This is a genomic window from Desulfobacteraceae bacterium (genome assembly GCA_022340425.1).
Lineage (GTDB): Bacteria > Desulfobacterota > Desulfobacteria > Desulfobacterales > JAABRJ01 > JAABRJ01.
Genome location: JAJDNY010000135.1, coordinates 18144 through 36708, shown reverse-complemented (window position 1 = coordinate 36708; position 18565 = coordinate 18144). Strand labels below are relative to the sequence as shown.

Here is an 18565-nt window from a genome sequence, read left to right as displayed (position 1 = left end):
TCGCAGCCGGTGTCCCCGGCGCTTTTCAGAATTCGGTGCTGTCGGCGGTGGCCTGCCGGGCGCGACGCTTGACCCGCAGCAGGCCGGGGCTCTGGTGGAGGTACATCAGGGAGGAGGAAAGGCCGGCGTCAATGAATTCTTGCTCCAGCCGGTCAAAGAGGATCGGGCGGTCGGGCCAGGTGAAGGTGCTGGCCCTTTTTTTGAGTGCCTCCCAGGCATCTGCCAGAGCCGGCTGACAGCCGAACACCCGGCGCTGGGCGGTGTCGCAGAGAAAACGCTCGCAGACGATGGGTTTCAGGCGCCAGCAGCACCCCTGCGGGCCCAGATAGACGCACTTGGCGCCCAGGTGGGGCCGCATCAAGAGGGTCTGCAAGTGTTCCAGCTGCGCCTCCCCGGAAACCAGGACGTTGAGGACCACGTCGGCAAAGAAGGTGATGATGCCGTCGCGGCTGCAGCAGGCGCTCACCCGGTTTTTGAAGCAGGCGGCGGTGCAGGTCTCGCTGAAATTGGCGTTCAGAAAGGCGGCCATCTCGGCCCGCAGCAACAGGTAGGGGGCCGCCTGGCGGCGCAGACGGTTTTGCCCGGCCGGCCCCAGCTGCGCCAGGTGGCGGCGCACCACAACCAGGGCTTCGAGCTGTTCGCGCTGATAGGCGCTCAGTTCGGCCGACGGGCCCTGCCCCACTAGCGGGCCTTGTGGCCGCAGCAGCTCCCGGGGCCGGCACAGCCTGCGTGGCCCGGTGTGGAACCGCAGCAGGCGGTGTCCCCCGAACCAGGCAGGGCGTGCCGCGAGGCGCCGGAAAAAGAGGAGTGCGCGGACAGCAGCTTTTTAAGCCGGTTGCCGCCGCACGCCGGGCAGACCGGCGCCTCGGCGCCAGCGCCGGTCAGGATTTCGGAAGTTTGACCGCAGTCGGGACAAAGGTAGTCGAAAAGCGGCATCGGTTACCCCCTCACGCTTTCTGACCATTTCCGGGCTGGTAGTCCTCCAGGGCCCGTTGCAGGGTCTTGGCCGCCAGCCGGATACAGTCCTGTTTCTGATCTGGAATTCCCACCAGGCAGCGAAAGATATCCGCATCGCGAATCGACCGGGCCTTCGCCAGGCTGGCGCCTTTGACCATGTCGGCCACCGCCATCGCCGAGGCCACGGCACCGGGACAGCCCATGACCTCGAACTTGGCATCCTGAATCACCCCGTCGGCGATTCTGAGGTACACCCGCATGGTGTCGCCGCACTCCCCGGTGACTTCACTGACCTGGTCGGCATTCGCCAGTTTGCCCATGTTGGGCTTCTCCAGGTAATAGGCGATGGCCCGGTCGGAATAACCCGCGGTGGCCAGCATGTCGTGCATGGCATCGAAAGCTGCCGGTTGAATGGTCGGGTTGTTGCTCATGGCTCGCTTCCTTGACGGTTCCGCAAAAAGTCCACTTTCTGCGTTGCGCTGCATCTCGAAGTCGCTGCGGCGTAACTGAGTACGCTTCACGCCGCTGAGATTTGCGCACCCTAAATTGAACTTTTTTCGAAACCGTCTGGTTTTTGACTTTTTACTGCTTCATCTTCCTTGAAATGTTGACAACGGATCGGTTATCGACCGCCGCAGGCTGCCGCCGGGTTCAGTGGCTGCAGGCACCGTCCCGGCTGTGCCCGGCGCAGGTGTGCGCCGGGGTGAAGGTCGGCAGGCGTTCGGCCCGGATCAAGGCCAGGTTTTCGGCCACCGTGCCCTCAACCGCACGGTAGGCCTGAACACCGGCGGCGTTCAGTTGGCGCAGGGCGCCGCCGCCGATCCCGCCCACCACGACGGCATCCAGCGGGGTGCCCGTGAAGGCGCTGAGCGGCTGGCAGTGGCCATGGAGATGGTCGCGGTCGGGGTTGACGATGGTTTCGCAGCTGCCGCTGTCGCTCTCAACGACGATAAAGTAATGGGCGGAGCCGAAGTGGCCGTAAACCGGGCTGTCGAACCCGCGGTCCTCCTGGCTGGGAAAGGCGATACGCATGGTGGTTTCTCCTGCGTTTGGAAAGCACCCGCCGGATATTTAACCGCGGGGCCAAATGGCTGCGGGGCGGCGCGCCGCCCCACATCAACGGGCCGAATTTAGGGCAATTCCACCCAGGTGTCAAGACCGCGCAGGCTCCCTGAAGGCGATTTTTCGCCTTACCAGCACCCGGGCCGGCGGCGGCGGGATGCGCGCACCCGTGGTTCATCAAGCCTTGCCAAGCCCCGATGACTTCGGTATACCATTCGCGCCGCGCTGGTCCGAAGCCCCAGAAAAAAGATAAGGAAGTTCGTACCCCCCATGACACCTCCCCCCCCAATCGCCGTGGTGGCGTTCGCCGCCGTTTTCCCCGGCGCGCCCGACGTGGAGACCTTCTGGAGGAATGTCCGCGGCAAGGCGGACACCTGCCGCGAGGTCCCGCCGGGGCGCTGGGCCGCGCCCCCGGAGGTCATGGTCAGCCAGAAGCCCCAGCCGGACCGGGCCCTTACCGGCCGCGCCTGTCTGGTGGACCCCCTGCCGCTGGACCCCGCCGGCCTGGACCTGGATACCGACCTGCTGGCGGCCCTTGACCCCCTCTACCACCTGGTGCTCACCGCCGGCCGCGATGCCTTTGCCCAATGCCGCCACGCGCCTCTCGACCGGGAGCGCATCGGCACCATTCTGGCCGCCATCGTCCTTCCCAGCGAGGCCGCCTCCCAGATCAGCTGGGAGCTATTCGGCCGTCCCTTGGAAAACCGGCTTTTCAAACAGCCGTCGACGCCGGCCGCCATCGACCGCCATGCCTGCCTGGCCGGCCAGGTGGCGGGCCTGCCGGCCGCCCTTCTGGCCCGGGCGCTCAACCTCGGCGGCGGCAGCTACACCCTGGATGCGGCTTGCGCCTCGTCGCTTTTCGCCCTCAAACTGGCCTGCGACGCCCTTCAGGCGCATCGCGCGGACGCCATCCTGGCCGGGGGCGTATCGCGCCCGGACTGTCTCTACACCCAGGTGGGCTTCAGCCAGCTGCGGGCGCTTTCACCCTCGGGCCGCTGCGCCCCCTTCGACCGCAGCGCCGACGGTCTGGTGGTGGGAGAGGGCGCCGGCATCCTGGTGTTGAAGCGCCTGGCGGACGCCCTGACCCATGGCGACCGGATTCACGCCGTGATCCGGGGCATCGGCCTTTCCAACGACATCGACGGCAGCCTCCTGGCGCCTGCCAGCGAGGGCCAGCTGCGGGCCATGCAGGGGGCCTACGCGACCGCCGGCTGGTCGCCGGATGCGGTGGACCTGATCGAGTGCCACGGCGCCGGCACCCCCGTGGGGGATGCCACCGAGATTCGCAGCCTGGCGTCTCTCTGGGATGGGCTGACCTGGCAGCCGCAGCAGTGTGCCATCGGCTCGGTCAAATCGATGATCGGCCATCTGCTCACCGCGGCCGGGGCCGCCGGGGCCATCAAAACCCTCTTGGCCCTGCAGCACCGCACCCTACCGCCCTCGCTGCACTTCAGCGTCCCACCGGCCGGAAGCCCGCTATTGGACGGCCCCTTCCGGGTTCAAACGCAGCCCGCCGACTGGGAGCCCCGCGCCGCCGGAAAGCCCCGTCGGGCGGCGGTGAGCGCTTTCGGCTTCGGCGGCATCAACGCCCACCTGCTGCTGGAGGAGTTCACCGACCCCGACCCGGCCGTGCCCCCGCCCGCCCCCAGCGCCCCCTCGGTGGAGGCCCCGGCGCGGCCGGCTGCGGCCATCATCGGCATGCAAACCTTTTTGGGACCTCTGGAAGGCTTGCAGGCCTTTCAGGAAGCCGTTTTCAGCGGCAGCCCGGCCATCGGCCCCAGACCGTCCCAGCGCTGGCGGGGGGCTGAGACCGCGGCCGCAGGCCTCCTCGGCGAGACCGGCGCCCGGGGGGCTTTTCTGGCGGACCTGTCGGTGGGGGTCGGAGAGTTCCACATCGCCCCCAACGAAATCGCCGACCTCCTGCCCCAGCAGCTCCTGATGCTCAAGGCCGCCGCCGGCGCCATGCTGGCCGCCGGCTTCCAGGGCCGCCCGGAACGGCCGCGCATGGGCGCCGTGATCGGGGTGGAGTTCGACTTCGCGGCCACCGACTTTCACCTCCGCTGGCGCCTGTTGCAGGCCGCCGCCGCGTGGAACGACCGCTACCGCCTCGGCCTCGACCCCCGGGCCCTGGCCCAGTGGCGGGCCGCGCTCGCCGACGCCTGCGGCCCGCCGCTGACCGCGGTGCGCACCCTGGGGGCCCTGGGGGGGATCGTCGCCAGCCGGATCGCCCGCGAGTACCGCTTGGGGGGCCCGACGTTCACCGTATCGGCGGAAGCCGCGGCCGGCATGCGGGCCCTTGAAATCGGGGTGCGCGCCCTGCAGCGGGGCGAGCTGGACGCCGTTCTGGTGGGGGCCGTGGACATCACCGCCGATGTCCGCAACCTGACCGCACGCCACGGCATCCGGGCGCTGGGAACCGGCGCCGGGGTGCGGCCCTTCGAGCGCCGGGCCCAGGGCACCCTGCCCGGCGAAGGGGCGGTGGCGCTGGTGCTCAAACGCCTGGATCAGGCCGTTGCCGACGGGAACCGGGTCTACGCGGCGGTGGCCGGTATCGGCGCCGCCGATGGGGGAAGTATTGCCACCGGCCTTGCCAGCAGCGCCGCCTACCGCCTCTCCCTGGAGCGTGCCCTGGGCGATGGCGGCACCCCGGCCGCCGCTGTCAGCTATCTGGAAGCCCACGGCAGCGGCGACCCGGCCGAGGACCGCGTGGAGTGCGCCGCGCTGCAGTCCGTCTTTTCGCAGCCCGCTCAAGGGGCGCCCCCCGCCTCCTGCGCGGTGGGCAGCCTGAAACCGATCGTCGGACACAGCGGAGCGGCCGCGGGTCTCGCCGGGGTGGTCAAAACCGCCCTTTGCCTGCACCACGAAATGATTCCGCCCCTGCCCGGCCTCAACGAGCCGTCCGACGACCGTTGGCATGGGGGGCCGTTTCATTTTCCGGCCTCCGCCCAGTACTGGGTGCGCAACCGCTGCGAGGGCCCGCGGCGGGCCGTGGCCGCGGCCATGACCTCAGCGGGCGGCTGCATGCACGTCCTGCTGGAGGGGGTCGAAGCGGCGCCGGCCGCAACTGGCCACCAAAAAACGCACCGGCAGCGCCCTCATCCGGCAGGCGAGCTGCCCTACGGGCTTTTTTGTGTCAGCGCCAGCGACCGCGACGGCCTCACCGCCGGACTGGAGCGCCTGGAGCGCCACCTAAAGCAGCAGGGACCGGCCGCCGCGATCGCGTCTCTCGCCCGCAGCTGGCACCGCAGCGCAGCACCGGAGGGCGCCGCAGCACTGGGGGTGGCGATCATCGCCGGGAGCCGCGAGCGCCTAAAGCACTGGATTCGCGAGGCCCGCGGCGCCGTCCGGGAGGGCGCCGCCGTTCGCTTAAACGGCCCTGAGGGCGTCTGCTTCACCCCGGCGCCGCTGGGCCCCGGTGGACAGGTGGCCTTTGTCTACCCCGGCAGCGGCAATCATTTCCTGGGCATGGGCCGCGCCATCGGCGTGCGTTGGCCCGAGGTGCTGCGGCGCATGGACGCCGCCACCGCCCATTTGAAATCCCAGATGCTGCCCGACGCCATCCTACCCCGCCGCAGCGCCTGGGGTCCCGGTTGGGAAAAGGCGGCCCTGGCGCAGCTTGCTGCAGACCCGCTGAAACCCATTTTCGGCCAGGTGGTGCACGGCGGTCTGATGACCAATCTCGTGCGCCGATTCATGCCCGCCCCTGACGCCGCCATCGGCTACAGCCTCGGTGAATCGGCGGCGCTTTTCGCCCTGGGCGCATGGCCGGATCGCGGGCAGATGCTCGCGCGCATGGCCGCCACCGATCTTTTCAGCACCCAGCTGGCCGGGCCCTGCCGCGCCGCCCGGCAAGCCTGGGGGATCTCCGCCGACCAGCCCTTCACCTGGACCGTGGCCGTCGTGGACCGGGCGGCCGACGCCGTCCGCCCGGCCATCGCCCGCCACCGGCACACCCGCCTGCTGATCGTCAACACCCCCGAGGAATGCGTCATCGGCGGCGACGCCCAGGCGCTGCAGGCGGTCATCGCCGAGCTGGGCTGCAACGCTTTTTTCCTGGACGGGGTGGTCACGGTCCACTCCGATGCGGCCCAGCCGGTGCGCCAGGCTTACCGCGAGCTGCACCTTTTCCCCACCACCGCCCCGCCCGGCATCCGGTTTTACAGCTGCGCGGCGGGCAGGGCTTACGAGCTCAGCGCCGCCAGCGCCGCCGATGCGATCCTCGCCCAGGCCCTGCACGGGTTCGATTTCACCGCCACCGTCGAGCAGGCTTACGCCGACGGTCTGCGGATCTTTGTGGAGATGGGCCCCCAGGCGTCGTGCAGCCGCATGATCGGGCGCATCCTGATCGATCGCCCCCACCTGGCCGTCTCGGCCTCGGTCCGCGGCGAGGACGAACCGCTGACCGTGCTGAAGCTGTTGGGACACCTCTGGACCCATCGGTTACCCATGAGCCTGGATTTCCTATACGGAAGCCGCGGCGCTACACCTGAAACCGCGCCGCCACCGGTTTTTGCACGGACGGTGACGGTCCCCCTCGGCGGGCCGCCACCCCGGCCGACGGCGCCCCCTGCTGCTACCGCAGCGCCAGCCCCGGCTTCAGCACCTCCCCCCCACCCCGCCGCTACCGCCCCAGGCCGCTTCAGCGACCTGTTGGGCCCCCTGGACGCGGCCGTCGAGGCCACCGCCGAGGCCCACCGGCGCTTCCTGGATTTCGCCGATCAGTCCCAGCAGGGCTTCGCCCGCGCCTTCGACCTCCAGACCCGGCTGCTGGCGGAGCTGGCCGGCGCGGAAAAGCCGGTCGCGCCGACGGCGGCCACCACTCCCCGGCCTTCAGCACCGCCGCCGGCCTACTCCCGCGAGATGTGCATGGAGTTCGCCGTGGGCTCCGTGGCCCGCGTGCTGGGGCCGGAATTTGCCGAGGTTGACGGCTACCGGGTGCGGGTGCGCCTGCCCGACGAGCCCCTGATGCTGGTGGACCGGATCGTGTCGGTGAGCGGCGAGAAGGGCTCCCTGGGCCCCGGCCGCGTGGTGACCGAGCACGACGTCCTGCCCGGCGCCTGGTATCTGGACGGCGACCGTGCCCCGGTGTGCATCGCGGTGGAGGCGGGCCAGGCAGACCTCTTTCTGTGCTCTTACCTGGGAATCGACCTGGCCGTCAGAGGCCAGCGCGCCTATCGTCTGCTGGACGCCAAGGTGCGCTTTCACCGCGGCCTGCCGCGGCCGGGGGACGTGATCCGCTACGAGATCGCCATCGACCGCTTCGTGCGCCAGCGGGAAACCTGGATGTTCTTCTTCCACTTCGAAGGCTGGATCGGCGACGCGCACCTCATCAGCATGCGCGATGGCTGCGCCGGCTTTTTCACCGAATCCGAAGTCCAAAATTCCGGCGGGATCATTCTGACCGAATCCGACACCCGCCCGGCAGCCGGCAAACGCCCGGCAGACTGGTCGCCGCTGGCGCCCCTGGCCAAGGAAAAATACGACGACGGCCAACTGGAGGCCCTGCGCGGCGGCGATCTTTCGGCCTGCTTCGGACCGGCCTTCGACGGGCTTGACCTCGCCCCGGCGCTGCGCCTGCCGGGGGGGCGGATGCATCTCATCGACCGGGTCCTGGAGCTCGACCCCGCCGGCGGGCGCTTCGGCCTGGGCAGCATCCGCGCCCAGGCCGACATCCATCCGGACGACTGGTTTCTCACCTGCCACTTCGTGGACGACCGGGTCATGCCGGGCACCCTGATGTACGAGTGCTGCGGTCATGCCCTAAGGGTGCTGCTGCAGCGGCTGGGCTGGGTGACGGCCAAGGACGGGGCGGCCTACGAGCCGGTAACGGGCGTGGAGGCCGTGCTCAAGTGCCGCGGGCCGGTGACCCCCGCCACGCGGCAGGTGGTCTACGAGGTCGCCCTGCGCGAAATCGGCTACAACCCGGCCCCCTATGCCGTGGCCGACGCACTGATGTACGCCGACGGCCGCCGCATCGTCGCCTTCCAGGGGCTCAGCCTGCAGCTCAGCGGCACCACCCGAACGGAATTGGAGAGCTTGTGGGAATCCCGGCGCCGTCTTGCATCGCCGGCGAACGCCCTGCCGGCTGCGCCGACCGAGGACCGGCCGGTTCTCTTCTCCCGCGACCAGCTGCTGGCCTTCTGCGTCGGCAACCCGTCGGAGGCCTTCGGGGAACCCTACCGGGTCTTTGACCATGAGCGCTTCATCGCCCGCCTGCCGGGCCCGCCCTACTGCTTCATGGATCGTATCACGGCCGCCGAGCCGCCCCCCTGGCAGCTGGCGCCGGGCGGCTGGATCGAAGCCGCCTACGATATTCCGCCCGAGGCGTGGTATTTCCGGGCGGAGCGCAACGGCCGGATGCCCTTTTGCGTGCTGCTGGAAATCGCCCTCCAGCCCTGCGGCTGGCTGGCGGCCTACGCCGGCTCGGCCCTCAAAAGCCCCCATGACCTCCAATTCCGCAACCTGGGCGGCAACGCCCGGCTGCAGCGCGAGGTCTCCACGCAAAGCGGCACCCTCACCATGCGCGCCCGGCTGACCAAGGTGGCCAAGGCCGGCGACATCATCATCGAGAACTTTGACTTCCAGGTCCTCACCGGGGGCGCCATGGTCTACGAGGGGGACACCGCCTTCGGTTTTTTCACCCGCAGCGCCCTGGCCAAACAGGTAGGCCTGCGGGAAAGCCCGCCGTCCGGGGCGCCCGACGCTGCAGACCCGGCGGGGGGGCGCCTTCTGGCGGACGCCCGGCCGCTGACGCCGGACGACCCCCACAGCAGCCCGCCGGCGGGCCTGGCCATGCCGGCCCGGGCGCTGCGGATGATCGACCGCATCGACATCTTCCTGCCCGAGGGCGGCCCGCGGGGGTTGGGCTACGTGCGCGGCAGCAAGACGGTGGATCCCGACGAGTGGTTCTTCAAGGCCCACTTCTATCAGGACCCGGTCTGCCCGGGATCGCTGGGGATCGAATCGTTTCTCCAGCTGCTGAAATTCGCGGCCCGCCGGCGCTGGAAGGAACTCTGCGACACCCACCGCTTCGCCCTGGCGGCCCCCGCGTCCCACCGCTGGACCTACCGGGGGCAGATCATTCCCACCAGCCGCCAGGTGATGGTGGAGGCGTTTGTCACCGCCGTCTCCGAAGGCCCCGCCCCCGCACTCCAGGCGGACGGCTACCTTCAGGTGGACGGCCTTTACATCTACAAGATGGAGGGTTTCAGGCTGCAGCTGAGACCGCGCTGAAAACAGACCTGGCCCTTGAGCTTCGGGGTGCGAGGCCCTATCTTGAGGCATCGGCGCCATCGGCCGGCAGCGCCTGCGGTAGGCGGGCTTCGGCCGGACCGGTCGACGGCCGCATTGCAACCCCAAATTGTGCAGGAGCGCGGACGCCGTTACCCGGACAAAACCCCCTTGGGTTGAGCGCCTGTTGCTGTCCGCGATTCCGACCTACGTGAGACACGATGCGATACACAAACGTATATATCGATTCATTCGGCTATGAGCTGGCCCCCCTGGTGGTCACCTCGGCGGACCTCGAGGAGCGCCTGATGGCTCTCTACGAGCGGCTGCACTTCAAGCCCGGGCAGTTGGAAGCCCTGACCGGCATCCACGAGCGGCGCTACTGGGAGGACGGTTACAAAAACTGCGACGGCGCGACGCGTGCCGGGCAAAAGGCGCTGGACGCCTCCGGGATCGACCCGGGGGAGATCGGCATGCTGGTCTACGGGGGGGTGTGCCGCGACAACCTGGAGCCGGCCACGGCCTGCGCCGTCGCCCACGGGCTTGGGCTGAGCGGCGAAACACTGGTCTACGATCTCTCCAACGCCTGCCTGGGGGTCCTCAACGGCATGCTCCAGGTGGCCAACGCCATCGAGCTGGGGCAGATCAGGGCCGGTCTGGTGGTCTCCTCCGAATCGGCCCGCCAGATCGTCGACATCACCATCCGGCGTCTGCTGGCGCGTCCCGACATGGCGCTTTTCAAGAAAAGCGTTGCCACCCTGACCGGCGGTTCCGGGGCCGTGGCGGTGCTCTTGACCGCCGGCTCGCTGGCCAACCGCGGCCACCGGCTGCTGGGGGGGGTCATCCGCAGCGCCACCGAGCACCACCACCTCTGCTGCTGGGGGCCGGACACCGGCATCCCGGCCAGTTGCGCCCACATCATGGAGACCGACTCCATCGGGGTCCTGGAAAATGGCGTCGGTTTGGGGATCGCCACCTACAAGGCCTTCAAGCGTGAGCTATCGTGGCCCTTCGACAAACCCGACAAGGTCATTTGCCACCAGGTCGGCGCCACCCACCAGCGCACGATCCTAAACGCCATCGGCGTTTCCGAGGAAAAGGATTTCACCACCTTCCAGTATCTGGGCAATGTCGGCACCGTGTCGCTGCCGATCACGGCGGCCATCGCCTCGGAGCGCGAGTTTCTTCAGCCCAACGACCTGGTGGGGTTTCTGGGAATCGGCAGCGGCCTCAACTGCCTGATGCTGGGGGTGCGATGGTAGGTCGGCGAACCCCAGCGAGCCGCACCGGCCTGCAGCCCGCCCCCGAGGAGGCACCGTGACCGCCGCCCGGCCCTATTCGGCATTCGTGGCCACACCGGCCTTCCGCCGGCTCTACCCGTTCAGATCCCGCTATCTGCGGGTGGGAAAGTTCACCTGCCACTACCTGGACGAAGGCGACGGCGAGCCAATCGTGATGCTCCACGGCAACCCCACCTGGTCCTTCTACTACCGGGCGCTGGTCAAGGGCCTTTCCGGACGCTACCGGGTGGTCGTGCCGGACCATATCGGCTGCGGCTTTTCGGACAAGCCCGAAGACGGGCGCTACGACTACCGCCTGGCCAGCCGGGTTTCGGATCTGGAAGCGCTGCTGGACCAGTTGGGATTAAACGGCCCCCTGACCCTGGTGCTCCACGATTGGGGCGGCATGATCGGCATGGCCTACGCCGTCGCGCACCCCGAGCGGATCCGGCGCCTGGTGCTGCTCAACACGGCGGCCTTCTTGCCGCCCAACGGCAAGCGGCTGCCGCTGCGGCTGCGGCTGATTCGCGACATGCCTCGGCTGGCGCCGCCCCTGGTCCTGGGGCTCAACCTGTTCGCCCGTGCTGCCCTGCTGATGGCCTCGCGCCGGGGCCTGACGACCGATGTGCGCGCCGGGCTGATCGCCCCCTACAACACCCCGGCCAACCGCGTCGCGACCCTCAAATTTGTCCAGGACATTCCGCTTGGCCCCCGCGACCCCAGCTATGCCCTGGTCGCTTCGGTTTCCGCGCGCCTGCCGCTTCTGGCTGCAGTACCCATACTGCTGCTCTGGGGGCGGCACGATTTCGTCTTCGACGGCGACTACCTGGCCGAATGGCGCCGCCGCTTTCCGGCGGCCCGGGTGGAGATTTTCGAACGCGCCGGGCATTACCTGCTGGAGGACGAACCCGAACGGGTCCTGGCGCGCATCAGGGCCTTTCTGACTGCCACCCCGTCCTGAGGCCCGTCTGCGGCCGCCAGAATCGGCCGTGGAGGGCAGGAATCTTTTGCGGGAGATGAGTTTTGAAGAAACGAATCGTGATCTTTTTGCTCCTGGCCCTGCTGGCCGGGGGCGGTGCGGCGCTGGCGCTTTTTGTCCTGAAAAGCGGGGCGCCACCCCCCGACCAGTTCCGGCAGCTCGCCCTCAAACCGGAGGTGGCGGCCTTCGGTCGGGAAAGACTCCCGGGCCTTTACACCGAGATGCTGCGCCTGGAGGGCGCGCTGGAACTCATCGAGCGGGAGCTCAAACGCCTGGATGAAATCGAGGCCGACTTTCCCGACCAGAAAAACATCGTCGCCGCCGAGCGCAGCCTCTGGGTCAAAACCGACCGGGAGCTGCGAAAGACCGTGAGCGCACTTGAAAAGCAGCTCCAGGCCCTCTATGTTGGCTTTCTGGTGAACCGCGAAAACGGGCTTGCGGCCATCGCCTCCCAGCAGCAGCGCATGGTCGCCGACCTGCAGACGGCCCTGGCCGCGTCGGCTGGGCTTGCGGCGCGAAGGCCGCCGCCGGAGCCCCGCGGGGTGATCGCCAAACTCAAGGCCCGTTTTTTGAAATGACCGATGCCTCAATCTGGTTAGCAACCATTATCCGCCATGGATCTAAACGCCCCGACCGCCGGCCCTGACCCCGTCAACGTCGCCGGCCACCTCAGACGCACGGCCCGCAGCCAGCCCTACAAGCGGGCCGTGGTGTATCCCGCCGGCCGCGACGCATACGGCCGGGTGACTTACGCGCACCTGACCTTCGCCCAGCTGGAGCGCGAATCCGCACGCATTGCCAACGGGCTGGAGGCCGCGGGGATCACCCGCGGCGTGCGCACCGTGCTGATGGTCAAGCCAGGGCCCGAGTTTTTTCTGCTGAGCTTCGCCCTTTTCAAGGTGGGCGCCGTTCCGGTCGTGGTCGACCCCGGCATGGGGCTCCAGCGGATGCTGGAGTGCCTTGGAGAAAGCCGCCCCGAGGCGTTCGTGGGGATCTCCAAAGCCCATCTTTTGAGGCTTTTCTACCCCCGTTTTTTCCGAACCCTGCGCACCTGGGTGACAGTGGGCCCCCGCTGGTGCTGGGGCGGCCCCACCCTGCTGCATCTGCTGCGGCGCCCGTGGCAGGCCTACCCCCCGGCCGGCACGATCGCCGATGAAGCCGCCGCGATCCTGTTCACCACCGGCAGCACCGGTCCGGCCAAGGGCGTGGTCTACACCCACGGCGTTTTCGACGCCCAGATCCGGCACATCCAGGCCCATTTTCAGATCGCCCCCGACGAAATCGACCTGCCGACCTTTCCGCTCTTCGCTCTTTTCGACCCCGCCCTGGGCATGACGGCGGTCATCCCCGACATGGACCCCACTCGGCCGGCGGCGGTGAACCCCGTGCGGATCCTGGAGGCCATCGAAAACCACGGGGTCACCAACATGTTCGCCTCGCCGGCGCTGCTCAACCGCGTTGGACGCTACGGAGCCCGCCGCGGCCTGCGCCTGCCGAGCCTCCGGCGCGTGGTCTCGGCCGGCGCACCGGTGCTGCCGGACAACATCAAACGGTTTGCGGGGATGCTCTGCGGGGAGGCCGAGATCCACACCCCCTACGGCGCCACCGAGGCCGTGCCGGTCATCTCCATCGGCAGCAGCGAGATCCTCAGCGAAACCCGCCACCTCAGCGAAAAGGGTTTCGGCACCTGCGTTGGGCGGCCCCTGGAGGGGCTCAGGGTGGCCATCATCGAAATCAGCGACGACCCCATCGGGGCGTGGTCCGACGCGCGGGTCGTGCCCCAAGGGGATATCGGCGAGATCACCGTCACGGGGGACCTGGTCACCCGCCACTACTTCCAGCGCCCGGAAGCCGACGCGCTGGCCAAAATCGCCGATGGGGAAGGTTTCTGGCACCGCATGGGAGACCTGGGCTGGATGGATACCAAGGGCCGGGTTTGGTTTTGCGGGCGCAAGAGCCAGCGGGTGATCACCCCCGACGAAACCCTTTTCACCATTCCCTGCGAGGCGATCTTCAACCGGCACCCCGCCGTCTTCCGCAGCGCTTTGGTGGGGGTGGGTCCCCGCGGTCAGCAGACCCCGGTGATCTGCATCGAGCTTGAAAAGACCTCCCGGCAGGCCGACCGCGAGGCGCTGCGCCGGGAGCTGCTGGCGCTGGCATGCGAGACGCCCCTGACACACAAGATCGAAACCATCCTCTTTCACCCCGCTTTTCCGGTGGACATCCGCCACAATTCCAAAATTTTCCGGGAGCAGCTGGCCCGCTGGGCCGAGCGGCAGGTGGTCTCGGGGCCGCCCGGCAAGACAGACGCGGGAGACCCCGATGCCCCCTGATCGATCGGGCAGACGGATCCTGGTGACCGGCGGCGGCGGGTTTCTGGGAAGCGCCATCGTTCGCCGATTGCTGGCCCGCGGCGACCGGGTGGCCAGCTTTGCACGCCACCCCAAGCCGGAGCTGGTGGCCCTGGGGGTGGACCAGCTGCTGGGCGACCTGGCCGACCCGGCGGCGGTGGACGCCGCCTGCCGCGGCCGAGAGGTGGTCTTTCACACCGCCGCCCGCGCGGGTGTCTGGGGCCCCTACGCGGACTACCACCGCACCAACGTCATCGGCACGGCCAACGTGATTGCCGCCTGCCGGCGGCAGGAGGTGGGCGCTCTGATCCATACCAGCTCCCCCAGCGTCGTGTTTCACGGGGGCGACATGGAGGGGGTGGACGAATCGGTGCCCTACCCCGGGCGCTATCACGCCGCCTACCCGCGCACCAAGGCCCTGGCCGAAAGGCTGGTGATCCGGGCCGCGCGCCAGGGCCTCGCCGCCATCATCCTGCGCCCGCACCTGATCTGGGGACCGGGCGACCCCCATCTGGTCTCCCGCATCCTCGCCCGCGCCGGGCGCCTCAGACGGGTCGGCGGGGGGCGAAACCGCGTGGACACGATCTATATCGACAACGCCGCCGAGGCGCACCTGCTGGCCGCCGACCGCCTGACCGCCGAACCAGGGCTCTCGGGCAGGGTCTACTTCATCAGCCAGGGCGCACCCATTCCCCTCTGGGAGATGATCGACGCCATTCTGGCCGCGGGCGGCAAACCGCCGGTCCACCGCAGGGTTCCGGCCGGGCTGGCCTGGCTGAGCGGCGCCCTGCTGGAGGGCGTCTACCGGCTTTTACGAATCCCGCAGGAGCCGCCCATGACCCGCTTTGTGGCCCGCGAGCTGGCCACCGCCCACTGGTTTGACATCAGCGCCGCGCGCCGCGACCTGGGCTACGCGCCGCGGGTCTCCACCGCAGAGGGCCTGGAGCGGCTGGCCGCCTGGCTGCGGCAAGGTGATCGTTAAAATGGGCAATAGCTGATGCTTCGTATTTATGAACGACAAGGTTTTTTCCCAAATGGCAAGCGTCACTCTGCGGGCAGAAGTAGCGGAATCCAGGGGAAAGTTATGCGATCGTTGCCGGTCCTTTCAAACAATGCTTCAATTGTATGATTTTCCCAAACATTAACAAAACTGTAAATGCCGCGACTCCCCAGTGATTGTCCGTCAACCAACACATCCGAAATTTGATATCCGGGATCGGCGTTGATGTTGAAGGTTGCGCTTCCCCCCGGGGCGACCGTCACAATTCCTGACGGAGAAATACTGCCGTGCAGACCCTCTGATACGGAGATGGTGTGCTCCTGAATCGAACTGCAGGCAGACACCCCCTGTTGCCGTCCAAAATCCTGGGTCCAATATGCGCCGTATGTACTTCCGGCCGAATACGCATACCCGACACCGATGTCGCAAAACCCGCTACTCAGGATGTTGGCACGGTGTCCCGAACTGTTCATCCAGCCTTCCACGACTGCCGCCGGCGTCGAATAGCCGGCCGCGATATTTTCGCCGTAGGTGCTCCAGGCATATCCGGCTTGGGATATCCGTGTGCCGGGTGTCCGGAGGTCCAGGCTGGTATGATCGAAGTAGTTTTGCTCCGCCATGTCCTGGGAGTGCCTCAATGCGGCCTCATGCAATCGGCTGTCCATTTGCAGGGGATGCAGGGCTTGGATCTGACGCTCTAAATTGACCAGTGCGAAGACCTCGGTTTCCATGCTGGTCGACTCACTCGATAGCGCCTTTGCGGTCACGCCAGCCTGGGGTGCTCGGATTTCCCTGACGAGGTGAAGAGCGCCCTCGATGTGGCGCACCTGGTATGCCAGTGAATCAAAACGCACGGTGCCCGTTAATTGATTCGGCTTAAATACAAAAGTTGCCGTCCCCCCCATGCTGCCGGATGAAACGGATCCGATCCAGACCGACTCCTCCGCAGAAATGGTCTTTAGCTGATCCAGAACAACGGTCATGTGAACATCCTCAAAAAAATTGAGGTGCAGTTCGTGGCAATGATCAGGAGAAATTCTTTCAAATTGAATGAAAACCGGCCGCTGGCGAAGAACGATTTCAGGATCAACCGTTTCCCATGCGTATGGAATCGAATCGGTGGTGTCCACAAAAAAATCCATATCTCCGGCTGTGGACAAGGAGGGGAAAATGCAGATCAAACAATAAAAAAGAACGGAAAATGGGATGGTTTTCATGAGTTGCGTATATCAGAAAGAGGGTAAGGTTACATGCGGTCACACCTAAGAACGTGCCCAAAAAGTTTGAACCGAACACCGGATTAAAGTTCTGATAAATCAATCGGAATTGTTAACTTCGGGCTTGAACCCGGAATGCCCATAAAGGTTCCTTTCCGCCGAAGCATCGCACCGCAGGCTAAAACGTTTTCCACCAAAGACTCTGTTTTCGATTCCGCTATTTACCGGGTGATAAAGCGACATCTGACCATTTGACCGGTTCCGGCGAAAAGTGAACTTGTTTGCCGTGCCATGTCCTACATTCTTGGGATCATTGACACTTTGATTGTAAATTTTTATACTCGCCCGCTAAAAAAGTGCGTCCATATCAACCAACTCAAAGAGGAGGTCACGGCCTGAAGTGTTAAGGGCGCTGGCAGCCCAGGAGAAAAACGTAGAAATCCAAATGAATACCCACAACAAGACATTTTTTGCTGCCTTGCTGCCGTGCCTGATTGCCGCTGCATTGATCTGCGGGCAGGCGCCGGCGGCCGCGCAACCAACCGTCGAACAGGAGGCGGCCGGTCCCCCCGGCGGTATCGTGCTGATTCAAACCGACAGCCCGCGCCAGACCATCGAGACTTTTCAGGCGCTCACGCGCAGCCTCGAGGAACGCTTCAATGCCTATCTCGTTGACAAATCGCGCGCCAATTTCGCTGCACTGGAGAGCCTCGTTCCTTATTTTCACACGCTGATCGATCTGTCGGCGGTGGCGCCCAGCGCCCGCTACGATGTCGGAATGGATACCCTGGGCTATCTGCTGGATATTTTCGGGCGCATCGACCCCCTTGACCTGGAGGCCATCCCGGACCAGGCCACCGTGGAGGCCGGCCAGGTGGGTGAATACTGGCGCATCCCCCGCACGCCGATTACCATCACCAAGATCCAAGGCGGTGAACGTGAAGGCGAGTTTCTGTTCGCCGCCCGTACCATCACGGTGGCGCCCCGGTTCTACAAACGCATTGCCCATCTTCCCTTGCGGTCATCGCTGGAGATTGCGAGTTGGACCCAGGCGATGCCGCAAGTCACCGGCCCGATGATCCCGAAATGGATACCGGCCAACATACCAGCCCCGTTGCAGGAGATCTGGCAGAAAACGCCGATCTGGAAGGTGATCGCCGTCGCCCTGATGACCACCCTGGCTGCGGTCCTGCTGACCGTTTTCCATCGCATGGTCAACCGCAAGAAAGCCAAAGGCCAGTTTTCCACAGCGCTGCGACGCGCCTTGACACCGATTGCGACTCTCTTGTTCTTCTCCTGGTTTTCGAACTTTATCACCCTGCAGATCAACGTCGCCGGAGGCTTTGCGATCATCGTCGAGACCACGACAACGATCATCATGTACCTTGCCGCCGCATGGCTGGCCTGGCTGCTCCTGCGTGCCCTGTTCGCGGGGATCGTGCGCTCGCGCAATATCCCGGAGGACAGTTTCGATGCCCACCTCTGGCGGCTGGCCGGCAAGTTGCTCGGCATTGCCGCGGTGGTGGTCATTCTCGCCCGCGCGGCGCATTATTTGGGGGTGCCGCTTTACAGTGTCATCGCCGGTCTGGGAATCGGCGGCCTGGCCGTCGCACTCGCCATCCGCCCGACCCTGGAAAACCTGATCGGCGGCATCATTCTCTACGTCGACCAGCCTGTGCGGGTCGGGGATTTCTGCAGCTTCGGCGACAAGACCGGCACCATCGAGAGCATCGGTGTGCGCTCGACCAAGCTGCGCGCGCTGGACCGCACGCTGATTTCCATCCCAAACGCGGCTTTGGCCGACATGCAGTTGATCAACTACGCCAAGTGCGACCGCATGCTGATCATGACGATCATCGGCCTGCGCTACGAAACCGAGCCGGATCAAATGCGCTACGTGCTGGTCAAGATCCGCGAAATGCTGCACGCCCACCCGCGGATCGACAGCGAGACGATCCGGGTGCGTTTCTTCGAATACGGTGCCTCCTCACTCGACATCCAGATCCGGATCTATGCGCTGACCCGGGACTGGAATGAGTTCTTCGCCATCCGTGAGGACGTTCTGCTGCGAATCAACGACATCGTCCGCGAGGCCGGCACCGGATTCGCCTTCCCGTCGCAAACGATGTATTTCAGCCGCGACCAGGGGCTGGACGAGAAAAGCAGCCAGGCGGCGGTCAAAGCCGTGCAGTCCTGGCGGCGATCCGGCAAACTGCCGTTCCCGCGCCTCTCACGGGAACGCATCGACCGGTTGCACGGAACCCTCGACTACCCCCCGCGGGGATCGGTGGAGGCGGGGTCTCCGCCCGAGGACTGGGGCGAAGCCGCCGAACCCTTGTCCACCACACCGGAGCCTTCCGAGGGGACGGAGGAGAACATGAAGAAACAAACAACCGAGGAAAAGGAGGCGCTTTGATAGCCGTCAGCGACGCGCGACACCGAAGGTGAACGGCATCGTCGCAGCAACGGCCGAATCGGAAAACGACCCG

At 66.5% G+C, this 18565-nt stretch carries 12 protein-coding genes; 7 read left to right on the top strand and 5 right to left on the bottom strand.

Annotated features, from left to right (window positions below):
* Window positions 1-25: 25 nt before the first annotated feature.
* The 4 genes from LJE63_11450 to LJE63_11435 form a co-directional block, all read right to left on the bottom strand.
* Window positions 26-682 carry a hypothetical protein gene (locus LJE63_11450; protein ID MCG6907221.1) on the bottom strand — a complete coding sequence of 219 codons (657 nt, stop codon included), beginning with the start codon at window positions 680-682 and terminating at the stop codon, window positions 26-28.
* On the bottom strand, window positions 682-936 hold the full coding sequence (locus tag LJE63_11445) for a zinc ribbon domain-containing protein (GenBank protein ID MCG6907220.1): 255 nt from the start codon (window positions 934-936) through the stop codon (window positions 682-684). Before LJE63_11445 ends, LJE63_11450 begins: the two co-directional genes overlap by 1 nt.
* Before the next feature lie 11 nt (window positions 937-947).
* Window positions 948-1388, bottom strand: coding sequence for an iron-sulfur cluster assembly scaffold protein (locus tag LJE63_11440; GenBank protein MCG6907219.1), 441 nt, complete (start codon window positions 1386-1388; stop codon window positions 948-950).
* A 220-nt stretch (window positions 1389-1608) separates the two neighbouring features.
* Entirely contained in the window at window positions 1609-1989 is a 381-nt protein-coding gene (locus LJE63_11435; protein ID MCG6907218.1) for a diguanylate cyclase, read from the bottom strand.
* A 300-nt stretch (window positions 1990-2289) separates the two neighbouring features.
* On the opposite strand from LJE63_11435, the gene LJE63_11430 reads away from it, so the two are divergent.
* The 6 genes from LJE63_11430 to LJE63_11405 all read left to right on the top strand — a co-directional run bounded on the left by LJE63_11430 (window position 2290) and on the right by LJE63_11405 (window position 14841).
* Window positions 2290-9252: a hypothetical protein gene (locus LJE63_11430; protein MCG6907217.1), complete on the top strand. Its 6963-nt coding sequence runs from the start codon at window positions 2290-2292 to the stop codon at window positions 9250-9252.
* 218 nt (window positions 9253-9470) lie between these two features.
* Window positions 9471-10511, top strand: a complete 1041-nt coding sequence (locus LJE63_11425) for a 3-oxoacyl-ACP synthase III (protein MCG6907216.1) — start codon at window positions 9471-9473, stop codon at window positions 10509-10511.
* A 55-nt stretch (window positions 10512-10566) separates the two neighbouring features.
* Complete coding sequence (locus LJE63_11420) at window positions 10567-11490, top strand: alpha/beta fold hydrolase (protein MCG6907215.1); 924 nt, start codon at window positions 10567-10569, stop codon at window positions 11488-11490.
* 62 nt (window positions 11491-11552) lie between these two features.
* Complete coding sequence (locus tag LJE63_11415; protein MCG6907214.1) at window positions 11553-12086, top strand: hypothetical protein; 534 nt, start codon at window positions 11553-11555, stop codon at window positions 12084-12086.
* A gap of 36 nt (window positions 12087-12122) precedes the next feature.
* Complete coding sequence (locus tag LJE63_11410) at window positions 12123-13841, top strand: AMP-binding protein (protein MCG6907213.1); 1719 nt, start codon at window positions 12123-12125, stop codon at window positions 13839-13841.
* A complete protein-coding gene (locus tag LJE63_11405; GenBank protein ID MCG6907212.1) occupies window positions 13831-14841 on the top strand; it encodes an NAD-dependent epimerase/dehydratase family protein in 1011 nt (336 codons plus the stop codon). Before LJE63_11410 ends, LJE63_11405 begins: the two co-directional genes overlap by 11 nt.
* Before the next feature lie 62 nt (window positions 14842-14903).
* Here LJE63_11405 and LJE63_11400 read toward each other — a convergent pair whose 3' ends face one another.
* Complete coding sequence (locus LJE63_11400; GenBank protein ID MCG6907211.1) at window positions 14904-16076, bottom strand: CAP domain-containing protein; 1173 nt, start codon at window positions 16074-16076, stop codon at window positions 14904-14906.
* Between the two features lie 445 nt (window positions 16077-16521).
* Between LJE63_11400 and LJE63_11395 the strand changes: the two genes are divergently transcribed.
* Window positions 16522-18492 (top strand): mechanosensitive ion channel family protein, encoded by a 1971-nt coding sequence (locus LJE63_11395; protein MCG6907210.1) that lies wholly within the window; start codon window positions 16522-16524, stop codon window positions 18490-18492.
* Window positions 18493-18565: the final 73 nt, after the last annotated feature.